This window comes from Pseudomonas sp. E1BtOHC1 (assembly GCF_058744285.1).
Window position 1 is genome coordinate 132775 of sequence record NZ_CP196023.1, and the last position, 12794, is coordinate 145568.

Below are 12794 nucleotides of genomic sequence, written 5' to 3' on the forward strand. Positions count from 1 at the left end.
AAAAGTCCTTAGCGCGTGCCGCCGCTCTGTTTGAGAAAGTTGGCGAACAGCTCGTGGCCCTGCTCGGTGAGGATAGACTCGGGGTGAAATTGCACACCCTCGATATTCAGCGTCTTGTGGCGCAGCCCCATGATTTCGTCAACGGAGCCGTCTTCCAGCTGGGTCCAGGCCGTGACTTCGAGGCACTCGGGCAGGCTCTCGTGCTTGACCACCAGTGAGTGGTAACGGGTCACGGTCAGCGGCATGTTCAAACCGCTGAACACGCCCAGGTCACGGTGATACACCGGGCTGGTCTTGCCGTGCATCACTTGCCGGGCTCGCACCACTTGGCCACCAAAGGCCTGGCCGATGGACTGGTGGCCCAGGCATACACCCAGAATCGGCAGTTTGCCGGCGAAATGCTTGATCGCCTCGATGGAGATACCGGCTTCGGTCGGCGTGCAAGGGCCAGGCGAGACCACGATACGCTCGGGCTTGAGGGCTTCGATTTCAGCCACGCTCAGCTCGTCATTGCGTACCACTTTCACTTCGGCACCCAACTCGCCCAGGTACTGGACGACGTTATAGGTGAAGGAGTCGTAGTTATCGATCATCAGCAACATTATGGAAACTCCTCAAACCTTGGATGCGGGGGTTTGTTCTGCCAGTGCCACGGCACGGAACATTGCGCGACGCTTGTTCAGCGTCTCTTCCCACTCCAGGGTCGGCACTGAGTCGGCGACAATCCCGCCACCGGCCTGTACATGCAGCTCACCGTTCTTGATCACCGCCGTGCGAATGGCAATGGCGGTATCCATGTTGCCGTTCCAGGCGAAGTAACCCACGGCGCCGCCGTAGACCCCGCGCTTGACCGGCTCCAGCTCGTCGATGATTTCCATGGCGCGGATCTTCGGCGCCCCGGACAAGGTCCCTGCCGGCAGGATCGCCCGCAGAGCGTCCATCGCCGTCAGCCCGGCTTTCAGTTGACCGGTGACGTTGGAGACGATGTGCATCACGTTGGAATAACGCTCGATCACCATCTTCTCGGTGAGTTTCACGCTGCCAATTTCGGATACGCGACCGGTGTCGTTGCGCCCCAGGTCGATCAGCATCAGGTGTTCGGCGATCTCCTTGGCGTCCGACAGCAGGTCCTGCTCCAGGGCCAGGTCGGCTTCCTCGGTGGCGCCCCGCGGACGAGTGCCGGCGATTGGCCGCACGGTGATCAGATTGTCCTCAACCCGCACCAGCACCTCCGGCGAGCTGCCCACTACATGGAAGTCGCCGAAGTTGAAGAAGTACATATAGGGAGTCGGGTTGAAGCAGCGCAGCGCCCGGTACAGATCGATGGGCGCAGCCTTGAAATCAATGGACATGCGCTGGGACGGCACCACCTGCATGCAGTCACCGGCCAGGATGTATTCCTTGATGGTGTCCACGGCCCGCTCGTAGTCCGCCTGGGTGAAGCTGGAGCGGAATACCGGATCGGCCGCCTGCTGCTTGCTGAAGTCCAGCCCGGGACGCGGAGTGATCGGCTGACGCAGTTGCGCAAGCAACTCCTGCAAACGCGCCTGCCCGGCCTCAAAGGCGTTGTCCTGGCTGGGGTCGGCCAGCACGATGGCGTGCATCTTGCCCGCCAGGTTGTCGAACACCACCACCGCATCGGAGACCATCAGCAGGATATCCGGCACGCCGATCGGGTCCGGATTCGGGCACTGGCCCAGACGCGGCTCGACATAACGCACGCAGTCATAGCCGAAATACCCCACCAAGCCACCGTTGAAGCGTGGCAGACCGGCGATGGTCGGCACGTTGTAACGGGCTTTGAATTCCTCGACGAAGGCCAGTGGATCAGCCACTTCATGGCTTTCGATCTCGACGCCGTCATGGGTCACGCTGACCTGATGCCCGTGCACACGCAATACGGTGCGGCACGGCAGGCCGATGATCGAATAACGCCCCCACTTCTCACCGCCTTGCACCGACTCCAGCAAGTAGGAGTTGGGCTGATCGGCCAGTTTCAGGTAGATCGACAGCGGCGTGTCGAAGTCGGCAAGGGTTTCGCAGGCCAGCGGGATACGGTTGTAACCGGCTGCGGCCAAACGCAGGAATTCTTCGCGAATCATGGGGTGCCTCGTGGCTTGAGGGTCTAACAGTCAGGTATGCAAACGTGCCGGCAGGGCCGGCCAGACAAAAATCAGGCGCGCCAACGCCAACGGGCCAAGGCCTTGATGACTTTCATCCAGAGTTTGCGAGTGACCACCACGATGGAGTTTCCAGAAGGGGATGGAACAGCGTCGGGCAACGTTATCTCAGCGGCAGGTTCTAAGCAACCGGGGATCAGCGCCCGCAGGTTGTCGATCACCAGCGCCGGCGACTCCTCGGCAATCGGCCGACCATGGTTATAGCCGTAGCTCAGGGCCACGCACTTGACCCCCGCCGCCTTGGCCGCCAGCACATCGCTGCGCGAGTCGCCGACGAACAGTGATTGCGACGCTGGTACGCTGGCCATCTTCATCACGAAGAACAGTGCCGCCGGGTCGGGCTTCTTCTGCGGCAGGGTGTCGCCGCCGATGATCCAGCGGAAATACCGGCCGATCTTCATCTGATCCAGAAGTGGTGCGACAAAACGCTCGGGCTTGTTGGTGATCAGGGCCATTTCCACGCCCTGCTTGTGCAGCCACTTGAGCGTCTCGCGGACACCGGGATAGACCACAGTCAGTTCGTGGCTATCCTCGTACGCGGTGTTGAACAACTCAAGAGCGTGCTCAGCCTCGACATCGTCGACGCCCTGGGCATCCAGGCTATTGGCCAGGGCCCGGCGCACCAGCATCGGCGCACCGTTGCCGACCCACTCGCGCACCGCCTCGATACCTGCGGGCTTGCGCCCCAGCTTGAGCAGCATTTGGTCCACGGCGGCAGCGAGGTCCGGTACCGAATCGACCAGGGTGCCATCCAGGTCGAACATCACCAGCCGCGGCAGACGCCCCGGGAACAGCTGCTCAAATGCGCTCATGACCGAGCCAGCGCCAGTTCGGCGCGCATTTTCTCAATCACTTCCTGATAGTTCGGCGCATTGAAGATCGCCGAGCCGGCCACAAAGGTATCGGCGCCCGCAGCGGCGATTTCACGAATATTGTTGACGTTCACCCCACCGTCGATCTCCAGGCGGATGTCGCGACCGGAAGCGTCGATCAGGGCCCGCGCCTCACGCAGCTTGTCGAGAGTGCCGGGAATGAACTTCTGCCCGCCAAAGCCCGGGTTGACGCTCATCAGCAAGACCATGTCGACCTTGTCCATCACGTACTTGAGCACGTCCAACGGGGTCGCCGGATTGAACACCAGGCCAGCCTTGCAGCCGCCCTCGCGGATCATCTGCAGGGAACGGTCCACATGCAGCGTGGCTTCCGGGTGAAAGGTGATATAGGTCGCGCCTGCCTCGATGAAGTCACCAATGATGCGATCCACCGGGGTCACCATCAGGTGCGCATCGATCGGCGCGGTGATCCCATACTTGCGCAGCGCAGAACAGACCATCGGGCCGATGGTCAGGTTCGGCACATAGTGGTTGTCCATGACATCGAAGTGGACGATGTCGGCACCGGCGGCCAGGACATTGTCCACTTCCTCGCCCAGACGGGCGAAGTCGGCGGAGAGAATCGACGGAGCAATAGCGAAGGGCTGCATGACGCACCTTTTTTGAGCAGAATCACGATGGCGCGCATTGTATACCTCATGCTTTGGAGCGCACACCGTAACCGCGATGTTCAGTAAGCCGCACGATAGATCTTCTCGATATCGGCAGGACTCAGTTTGCGCGGATTATTGCGCATCAGGCGCTCGATACCCGCGGCCTCGACCGCCATGGCGGGGATGGCCTCCTCCGGCACGCCAAAACTGCGCAAGCCGCTGGGAATTTCCACCGCAGCGCACAACGCCGTCATCGCCTCCACGGCCCGATCAGCGGCCTCGCTGGCACTCAAGTGCGCCGTCTGGACCCCCATGGCTTCGGCGATATCCTGCATACGCTCGACGCAGGCCATCTTGTTCCAGGTCATGACATAGGGCAGCAGCAAGGCATTGCTGACGCCATGGGACACATGAAAACGCCCACCCAGCGGATAGGCCAGGGCATGTACCGCCCCGACCCCGGCATTACCGAAGGCCATGCCGGCCATCAGGCTGGCGGTGGCCATATCCTCCCTGGCCTGCAGGTTGGCCGGGTTGGCATAAGCCTTGGGCAACGCCTTGGCGATCAGTTTGATCGCACCAATGGCCAGGGAGTCGGTGATGGATGAGGCGTTGAGGGACAGATAGGACTCGACAGCGTGTACCAGGGCATCGACGCCACTGGCGGCCGTTACGCTGCGGGGACAGGTCAGGGTCATCTGCGGACTGACCAGGGCCACGTCCGGCAGCAGGTAATCACTGACAATGCCTTTTTTCAACTGCGCAGCCTTGTCCGAAAGGATGGCCACGTTGGTCACTTCCGAGCCGGTGCCGGCCGTGGTAGGAATAGCGATCAACGGTGGTCCCTTGCGAGGCACCTGATCAACGCCGAACAGATCCTCCAGGGCGCCATGGTAGCCCGCGTAAGCCGCGACACTCTTGGCGATATCAATGGCGCTGCCGCCCCCGAGGCCGATCAGGCCGTCATGCCCGCCCTCGCGGTAGACCTGCATGCAGTCTTCGACGATGGCGATCTCCGGGTCGGGCTGCACCCGGTCGAAAATCTCGTAACTGCGCTCACCCAGATGTGCCAGCGCCAGCTCCACCGTGCCCGACTTGAGCAACGCGGCATCGGTGACAATCAGCGGGTTATCCACATCCAGGCGGGTCAACTCGGCGGCCAACTGCTCGATGGCGGTACTGCCGGTGAGCAGTTTATGGGCGATCTTGAAAGAGGAAATACTCATGTGCGCAGCCTCTTATATAAAGGTGGGAGCCGGCACAAGCGTAGTCGCGGATTGTCGATTGTCGCCTATTCAGCAGACGAATTCCCTTCTCTTCCTGACCGATGTCGCGCCTGGCAACACCCGTCAGGAAGGCCAAGGACTTCACACCTGGGCGGTGCGCAGTTTCTCGCTGCGCCCACGCAGCCACTCCAGGGTCAGCAGCAGGATCACCGAGAAGGCGATCAGCAGCGTGGCGGCGGCGGCGATGGTCGGGCTGAGGTTTTCGCGGATACCGCTGAACATCTGCCGTGGCAACGTCGCTTGCTCGGGGCCGGCGAGGAACAGGGTCACCACCACTTCGTCGAACGAGGTGGCGAAGGCGAACAGCGCACCACTGATTACTCCGGGGGCAATCAGGGGCAAGGTCACCCGGCGAAAGGTGGTCAACGGCGAAGCGCCGAGGCTGGCTGCAGCCCGCACCAGGTTGTGGTTGAAGCCTTGCAGGGTCGCCGACACGGTGATGATCACGAAGGGCACCCCCAGCACCGCGTGCACGATGATCAGCGAGAAGAAACTGTTGCCCATGCCCAGCGGGGCAAAGAACAGATAGCTGGCAACACCGATGATCACCACCGGCACCACCATCGGCGAAATCACCAGGGCCATCACCAGCGCCTTGCCGGGGAAATCGCCACGGGTCAGACCGATGGCCGCCAGGGTGCCGAAGACCATCGCCAGCAAGGTCGCGGCCGGGGCGACGATGATGCTGTTCTTCAGCGCTCGCATCCATTCGGCGGAGGCGAAGAAGTCCTGGTACCAGTGCAGCGAGAAGCCCTGCAGTGGGTACACCAGAAAGCTCCCGGAGTTGAACGACAGCGGGATGATCACCAGCACCGGCAATACCAGGAACAACAGGATCAAGCCGCAGAGAATCCGCAAGCTGTAGAACCAGACCCGTTCGACGGGCGACATGTAGGGGCTCAGCATTTCGATTCTCTCCTTAGCTCAGGCGCAGGCGACTGGCGCCCACCAGCCAGCTGTAAATCAGATAGAGCACGATGGTCGCCAGCAACAACAGGCCGCCCAGGGCCGTAGCCATGCCCCAGTTGATACTGGTGTTGGTGTAGAAAGCGACGAAGTAGCTGACCATCTGATCGTTCGGGCTGCCCAGCAGCGCCGGGGTGATGTAGTAGCCGATGGCCAGGATGAACACCAGCAGACAGCCGGCGCCGACCCCGGCGTAGGTCTGCGGGAAATACACGCGCCAGAAGCTGGCGAATGGATGGCAGCCCAGGGAGATCGCTGCGCGCATGTAAGTGGGTGAGATGCCCTTCATTACGCTGTAGATCGGCAGGATCATGAACGGCAGCAGGATATGCACCATGGAGATGTAGACCCCGGTGCGGTTGAACACCAATTCCAGAGGCTTATCGATCACCCCCATGGCCAGCAGCGCACTGTTGATCAGGCCGCCGGACTGCAGCAGCACGATCCACGCCGCTACCCGCACCAGGATCGAAGTCCAGAACGGCAGCAGCACCAGGATCATCAACAGATTGCTTTTACGCGCCGGCAGGTTGGCCAGCAGGTAAGCCAGGGGATAGGCCAGCGCCAGGCAGATAGCGGTGATCACCAGGCCCATCCAGAAGGTCCGGGCAAAGATATCCAGGTAGATGGACTGATCCGGGGTGGCCGGGGCCAGCTCTCCCAGGTCATCGATGCGATGGTCCACCGCCGCCAGCAGGTAATAGGGCGTCAGGCTGCTGGTGTTGCGACGGATCGCCTGCCAGTAGGCCGGATCGCCCCAGCGCTCGTCCAGACTCTCCATGGCTTCTTTATAGGATTCGGGCTCGGCCTTGAACGGCAAGGCACGGGCGGTTTTGGTCAGCAGGCTGCGATAGCCGGCCAACTCCATGTTCAGGCGCTTGGACAAGTCGCCCAGGGTTTGATTCTTGCGGGCTTCGAACAGGTCTTCGCTCAAGGCTTTGTAGGCCGCTTCGGCGGGCAGCCCACGACCATCCCAGGCACTCACGGCCGCGACAGTGCGCGGCATGCCCCCGACCACTTCCGGGTTGCCGACGCTCTTGTACAGCAGCGCCACAATCGGTACCAGGAACACCAGCAGCAGAAACAGCACCAGGGGCGCGATCAAGGCCTGTGCCTTCCAGCGGTTGACCCGCTCGGCACGGGCCAGCCGCTGCTTCAAGGTCGGGCCGGTGACCGCGTTCAAGGGAACGGTGATGGTCATGACAAACTCCGTGAATCGAACTTTCGAATACAAACCACCGGAGGCAGGAGCGGGCTGCCCGCGAACAAGGCGCATCAGGCAACACCAGTGGTGCCGCTGATCACGCCTTCGCGAGCAAGCTCGCTCCTACAACAGCTGGGGGTGGTTACTTGGCTGCCCAGGCGTTAAAGCGCTGTTCCAGTTGCTCGCCGTTGTCAGCCCAGAAGCTGACGTCGATCTGCACCTGATTGGCGATGTTTTCCGGGGTGGTGGGCATGTCCTTGAGAATGTCCTTGGCCAGCAGCGGCACGGCCTGGATGTTGGCTGGACCGTAGGCAATGTTTTCCGAATAGGTTTTCTGCTGCTGCGGCTGCACCGAGTAGGCGATGAATTTCTTCGCGGCTTCAGCGCGAGCCTTGTCCAGGCCCTTTGGAATGGCCCAGGCATCGAAATCGTAGATACCGCCGTTCCACACCACTTTCAGGTTGCTTTCCTTCTGCACCGCGGCGATCCGGCCGTTGTAGGCCGAGCTCATGACCACGTCGCCGGAAGCCAGGTACTGCGGCGGCTGGGCGCCGGCTTCCCACCACTGAATGTAAGGCTTGAGCTCATCGAGTTTCTTGAAGGCGCGATCCTGGCCGTCCTTGCCTGCCAGGACTTTATAGACATCCTTGGGCGCGACGCCGTCGGCCATCAAAGCGAACTCCAGGGTGTACTTGGCGCCCTTGCGCAGACCGCGCTTGCCCGGGAACTGCTTGGTGTCCCAGAAATCGGCCCAACTGCCTGGTGGTGCTTTCAGTTTGTCAGCGTTGTAGGCCAGCACCGTGGACCAGACGAAGAAGCCCACGCCGCAAGGCTGGATGGCACCCTTGACGTAGTCTTCGCTCTTGCCGAACAGGGCCGGGTCCAGTTGCTCGAACATATCCTCGTCGCAACCGCGGGACAGTTCAGGGGATTCGACCTCTACCAGGTCCCAGGACACGCTCTTGGTGTCGACCATGGCCTTGATCTTGGCCATCTCGCCGTTGTATTCGCCAGCGACGATCTTGCCATGGCCCGCCGCTTCCCAGGGCGCGTAGAAGGCTTTGACCTGAGCCGCCTTGTTCGCCCCGCCAAAGGACACCACGGTCAGGTCCGGTCCCGCCGCCATGGCGTGCGCCGCACCCAGCATGCCCAGTGCCACAGCGATAGCGCTGAGGGGGGCGGTGAATTTCAGGGATCTCAACATTTATTGTGTTCTCCACGTGCAGGTTGGTGTTGCAGGGGGGCGATCAATTCGCCTCTAGAAGCGGGTCAAGCGCGCGAACGTGCTCGACTTGCCAGCCAAGCGGCACCACGTCGCCCACCGCCAGCGCAGGATCAAGCTCGGCAATCGGCTGTTTCACGAAGAAGTCGCTCTTGCCGCAGACTTCCAGGCGCACCCGGACGTGGTCGCCCAGATAGATGAATTCCGCCACCCTCCCGGAGAAGCGGTTGACGCAGCGTTCGCTGGAGCCGTTAAGACTCACGCGCTCCGGACGGATGGAAAGGGTCACTGGCCCGCCGATCTGGCCGACATTCACCGCCAACGCCTCGACTTTTTCGCCACGCCCCAGCTCCACCACACAACGCTCGCCGGCATGGCTGTGGAGGCGACCGTTAAGACGGTTGTTCTCGCCAATGAAGTTGGCGACGAAGGTGTTTTTGGGCTCTTCGTAGAGGGTTCGCGGCGGGGCAATCTGTTGGATTTCGCCCTGATGGAACACCGCCACCCGATCGGACATGGTCAGGGCCTCACCCTGGTCGTGAGTCACGTAGACCACAGTCACACCCAGGCGCTGATGCAGGTGTTTGATCTCCATCTGCATGTGTTCACGCAGTTGCTTGTCGAGGGCACCGAGGGGTTCGTCCATCAGCACCAACTGCGGCTCGAACACCAGGGCACGGGCCAGGGCCACACGCTGCTGCTGGCCACCGGACAATTGCGCCGGATAACGCTGGGCGAAAGCATCGAGCTGGACCATGCTCAGCACCCGCTTGACCCGTTCACTGATGTCGGTCTTGCTGAGGCCACGCACCGACAGCGGAAAGCCCAGGTTCTCGGCCACGGTCATGTGCGGGAACAGCGCGTAGTTCTGGAACACCATGCCGATGTCGCGCTTGTGCGGCGGTACATTGTTAATGGAGCGCCCGGCCAGTTGGATCTCGCCCGCGGTTGGGGTCTCGAAACCGGCCAGCATCATCAGGCTGGTGGTCTTGCCGGACCCGGACGGCCCCAGCAGGGTGAGGAACTCGCCTTTGCGAATATCCAGGTTGAGGTCTTTGACGATCAGGTTTTCACCGTCGTAGCTTTTCTGCACACCACGAAAGCTGACCAGAACATCGTTGGCCCCAGCGCTTGAATCGACCTCGCTCATACCCACACCTTTTGTTTTAGACGGCTGTGGAACAAGCCTAGTGGAGGCCGCAGGCCGCGCAAATCGGGGCGCAGGAGAGATTCGCCTCAGCCGCCTGGAAGGTTGCGTGTAGGGATTGCCCTACAAGGATGGCGGGATTGGATAAGGGCAGCCGCAACGTTCAAGCGACAAGCTGCAAGAACCGGCAAAAGCCTGGGGGTGGGGATGTCGCAAATGGATACGTGCTCCTCCCCGCGGCCCGATTCTCCTCAGAGCAGCTTGTGCTCCATGGCGTATTTCACCAGCTCCGCCAGGGAGGTGATATTGAGCTTCTGCATCAGCCGTGCCTTGTGGGTGCTGATGGTCTTGCTGCTCAGGGCCAGTTGCTGGGCAATGTCATTGACGTTGGCGCCCTGGGCCAGGCGTTCGAAGACCGAGAACTCGCGCTCGGAAAGCAGCGAATGCAAGGGCCGGGCATCGGTCAGGCCGACCTCGAAGACCATGCGGTCCGCCAGGTCCGGGTCGATATAGCGCCCGCCGGACGCAACCTTGCGGATTGCCGTCAGCAACAACGACGGATCACTGTCCTTGGTGGCGTAGCCGGCAGCGCCGATCTTCAGCGCCCGCGCAGCCATCTGCGCCTCGTCATGCATCGACAGCACCAGGATTGCCGGCGGATTGTTCAGGGCCCGAATTCGTGGAATGGCTTCCAGACCATTTACCCCGGGCATGGAGATATCCAGCAGCACCACTTCACAGGGCACCTGGCGCAGGGTTTCCAACAGCTGTTCACCGTTGCTCGCCTCGCCCACCACGATCAGGTCCTTGGCCAGACCGATCAACTGCTTGATGCCTTCGCGGACAATGGTGTGGTCTTCGGCTACCAGTACACGGATCACGCGCGTCTCCTCGTTATTGTTCTCGGTCCAGGGGCACCCGGACACTCAGGATGGTGCCCTCTCCCTCTTCACTGTGCAGCGACAGGCTGCCGCCCATGATCAGCACCCGCTCGCGCATGCCCACCAGGCCAAAGGACGTCGGGCGTGCAGAGGCGGTATCGAAACCAAGACCGTCATCGCTGATGGTCATGCACAACTCGCCCTCTTCCAGGGCCAGGGTGAGTTCCACAGTATGCGCCTGGGCATGGCGCATGACATTGGTCAGGGCCTCCTGGAGGATACGGAACAGGCCGACGGCCTTGGCGTCGCTCAGCCGCGGCAGGTTTTCCGGTACTTGAACCAGACAGGGAATCTGGGTGCGTGCCTCAAACCGTCGGGCCTGCCATTCGATGGCCGACGCGATGCCCGCATCGAGGATCGGCGGCCGCAGGGCCGTGGCCACATCGCGCACCAGTTGGAACAGTTGGGCGATCAGGCGCTTCATGCTGTTGAGCCGTTCGTGCAGGCCCGGGTCGAGTTGGGCATAGGCCAGTTCGCACATGGAGGTTTCCAGCTTGAGCACGGTGAGCATCTGCCCCAGTTCGTCATGGACTTCCCGGGCAATGCGGGCCTTTTCTTCTTCGCGCACACTTTCCAGATGCGCTGACAATTCCCGCAGTTGTTCACGGGAGCTGGCCAGCTCCAGCTCGATGCGCTTGCTTTCGCTGATGTCCCAGACAATGCCGTCCCAGACAAAAGCGCCGTCATCCAGGCGTCGGGTGATGGCCTTGATCTCGGCCCAGCGCTGCTGGCCCTGACGGGTCAGGATGCGACCTTGCCAGGACCAGTCGCTATCGGTGTCCAGCGCTTGATCCTGGGTCTGGTGATAACTGGCCTTGTCATCGGGGTGCACCAGGCTGCGCAGGCCCGTGTCCCGGTGGGCAAGTGTCGCCGGCGAGTAGCCCACCAGGGTTTCACTGCCTTCACTGATATAGGCGAAATCGATCTGCCCGGTGACCGGCGCCCGCTCCAGGCGGAACACCAGACCCGGGACGTTGGCGGCGATGCCCTGCAGGCGTGCCTCGCTTTCCCGCAGGGCCGCCAGCGCCCGGCGTCGCTCGGTGACGTCATTGAGGTAGACCACCAGGTATTCACTGTCGCGAAAACGCAGGAAGCTCAAGGACACGTCCGCCGGCAGGATGCTGCCGTCGGCACGCACGCACTGGGTCTCGAAACTCTGCGCGCCCTCCTCACTGGCCCGGGCACGCTTCCACAGGTTGAGCCACCGATCCATGTGCAGGTTGGGCTCGAAATCGATCAGCGGGCGGTCGATCACTCCGCCTGCCGGGTAACCGAGCATCTCTTCAGCGGCTCGGTTGGCATAACGAACATGGCTGTCCCAGTTGACCCAGAGAATGCCCACGGTGCTCTGATCAATGGAAAACTGGGTCAGGCGCAGGGCTTCTTCGCTGGCGGCGCGCAGGGCGATATCCTCCCGCGCCGCCAATAACCGCTGTTCCAGACTGCGTTGCTGACGACGCTGCCAGAAGACAATCGCCAAGCTGGCCAGCAACAGGATCATCAGCAGCAAGGCGAGGTTCTGCCAAACACCGGGAGACTCTCCCAGGCGCGGGTACTTGGGCTGCAGCCAACGACTGTGCAGTTGTTCCAGCTCCTTGGCCGGGATCGCGTGCAGGGCTGTTTCTACGATACTGGCCAGCTCCGGCCAGTCGCGACGGGTCGCTACCCGTAACAACTGCGGCAGGCCGATATCCCCCACCACCGCCAACCCGGAAAACTCTGCTTCCGCCGACAGGCGACTGAGCTGGGCTTCATCCACTACCGCATAGCGGGCTTGCTGGCTCAGCAGCAGTTGCAGAGCCTGGCGCTCCAGGGGAACCCCTTGCAGATTCAGGTTGGGGTAGGTCAGGCGCAGGTAGTCGGCCACCGCGCTGGGCATGCGCACCGCGACTCGGGCCTGGCTGTCGAGCTTCTCCAGCTCCACCGCCCCCGCGCCCTTGCGCTCCCCCACCACCAACTGCGGCACACGCATATAAGGGTCACTGAACAGCCACAACCTCAGGCCCGCGGGGGTCTGGGTCAGGCCGGGGGCCATGTCCACTTCACCGTCGCGCAGGGCTCTTTCCAGCTGTGCCTGATCGGGAAAGTTGCGCCAGCTGAGTTCGATCTTCAGGGCCTGGGCCAAGGCCTGCATCAGTTCGACGTTTGCCCCGGACAGACGTTGCAGGCGCCGGTCGTATTGGGCGAACGGTGCCTGCAGTACCAGCCCCACCCGCAACTCCGGGTGCCGTTCAAGCCACTGGCGCTGTTCATGGCTCAAAGGCGCGGTGGGCACGTGGGACGGCGGCGCCGCCCTGCCTATCAAGGGAAGGCACAGACAGCCGATAAGCAGAAGGCAGCGAAAAAGCATCATCTGAAGTCT

At 62.0% G+C, this 12794-nt stretch carries 11 protein-coding genes; all 11 read right to left on the minus strand.

Going from position 1 to position 12794, the window contains the following annotated elements:
- Window positions 1–8: 8 nt before the first annotated feature.
- Window positions 9–602 carry an aminodeoxychorismate/anthranilate synthase component II gene (locus ACSSVC_RS00665; RefSeq protein ID WP_446439315.1) on the minus strand — a complete coding sequence of 198 codons (594 nt, stop codon included), beginning with the start codon at window positions 600–602 and terminating at the stop codon, window positions 9–11.
- Between the two features lie 12 nt (window positions 603–614).
- Complete coding sequence (gene trpE / locus ACSSVC_RS00670; RefSeq protein WP_346633078.1) at window positions 615–2102, minus strand: anthranilate synthase component I; 1488 nt, start codon at window positions 2100–2102, stop codon at window positions 615–617.
- A 71-nt stretch (window positions 2103–2173) separates the two neighbouring features.
- On the minus strand, window positions 2174–2992 hold the full coding sequence (locus tag ACSSVC_RS00675; RefSeq protein ID WP_123726488.1) for a phosphoglycolate phosphatase: 819 nt from the start codon (window positions 2990–2992) through the stop codon (window positions 2174–2176).
- On the minus strand, window positions 2989–3663 hold the full coding sequence (gene rpe, locus ACSSVC_RS00680; protein ID WP_123726489.1) for a ribulose-phosphate 3-epimerase: 675 nt from the start codon (window positions 3661–3663) through the stop codon (window positions 2989–2991). Before rpe ends, ACSSVC_RS00675 begins: the two co-directional genes overlap by 4 nt.
- 80 nt (window positions 3664–3743) lie before the next feature.
- Complete coding sequence (locus tag ACSSVC_RS00685) at window positions 3744–4892, minus strand: iron-containing alcohol dehydrogenase (protein WP_492611899.1); 1149 nt, start codon at window positions 4890–4892, stop codon at window positions 3744–3746.
- Window positions 4893–5033: 141 nt separating this feature from the next.
- Window positions 5034–5858 carry an ABC transporter permease gene (locus ACSSVC_RS00690; RefSeq protein ID WP_016963813.1) on the minus strand — a complete coding sequence of 275 codons (825 nt, stop codon included), beginning with the start codon at window positions 5856–5858 and terminating at the stop codon, window positions 5034–5036.
- 13 nt (window positions 5859–5871) lie between these two features.
- Window positions 5872–7119, minus strand: a complete 1248-nt coding sequence (locus tag ACSSVC_RS00695) for an ABC transporter permease (protein ID WP_346633080.1) — start codon at window positions 7117–7119, stop codon at window positions 5872–5874.
- Window positions 7120–7264: 145 nt separating this feature from the next.
- A complete protein-coding gene (locus tag ACSSVC_RS00700) occupies window positions 7265–8326 on the minus strand; it encodes an ABC transporter substrate-binding protein (protein ID WP_346633081.1) in 1062 nt (353 codons plus the stop codon).
- Between the two features lie 43 nt (window positions 8327–8369).
- Complete coding sequence (locus tag ACSSVC_RS00705; protein WP_346633082.1) at window positions 8370–9494, minus strand: ABC transporter ATP-binding protein; 1125 nt, start codon at window positions 9492–9494, stop codon at window positions 8370–8372.
- A gap of 248 nt (window positions 9495–9742) precedes the next feature.
- Complete coding sequence (locus ACSSVC_RS00710) at window positions 9743–10372, minus strand: response regulator (protein ID WP_346633083.1); 630 nt, start codon at window positions 10370–10372, stop codon at window positions 9743–9745.
- Between the two features lie 13 nt (window positions 10373–10385).
- A complete protein-coding gene (locus ACSSVC_RS00715; protein ID WP_346633084.1) occupies window positions 10386–12785 on the minus strand; it encodes a PAS domain-containing sensor histidine kinase in 2400 nt (799 codons plus the stop codon).
- Between the last annotated feature and the right edge of the window lie 9 nt (window positions 12786–12794).

Excerpts from the sequence above, each read along its gene's own strand:
- ACSSVC_RS00690 (WP_016963813.1), bottom strand. The coding sequence starts at position 5,858 with ATGCTGAGCCCCTACATGTCGCCCGTCGAACGGGTCTGGTTCTACAGC.
- ACSSVC_RS00715 (WP_346633084.1), bottom strand. The coding sequence starts at position 12,785 with ATGATGCTTTTTCGCTGCCTTCTGCTTATCGGCTGTCTGTGCCTTCCC.
- ACSSVC_RS00695 (WP_346633080.1), bottom strand. The coding sequence starts at position 7,119 with ATGACCATCACCGTTCCCTTGAACGCGGTCACCGGCCCGACCTTGAAG.
- ACSSVC_RS00675 (WP_123726488.1), bottom strand. The coding sequence starts at position 2,992 with ATGAGCGCATTTGAGCAGCTGTTCCCGGGGCGTCTGCCGCGGCTGGTG.
- rpe (WP_123726489.1), bottom strand. The coding sequence starts at position 3,663 with ATGCAGCCCTTCGCTATTGCTCCGTCGATTCTCTCCGCCGACTTCGCC.
- ACSSVC_RS00700 (WP_346633081.1), bottom strand. The coding sequence starts at position 8,326 with ATGTTGAGATCCCTGAAATTCACCGCCCCCCTCAGCGCTATCGCTGTG.
- ACSSVC_RS00705 (WP_346633082.1), bottom strand. The coding sequence starts at position 9,494 with ATGAGCGAGGTCGATTCAAGCGCTGGGGCCAACGATGTTCTGGTCAGC.
- ACSSVC_RS00665 (WP_446439315.1), bottom strand. The coding sequence starts at position 602 with ATGTTGCTGATGATCGATAACTACGACTCCTTCACCTATAACGTCGTC.
- ACSSVC_RS00685 (WP_492611899.1), bottom strand. The coding sequence starts at position 4,892 with ATGAGTATTTCCTCTTTCAAGATCGCCCATAAACTGCTCACCGGCAGT.
- trpE (WP_346633078.1), bottom strand. The coding sequence starts at position 2,102 with ATGATTCGCGAAGAATTCCTGCGTTTGGCCGCAGCCGGTTACAACCGT.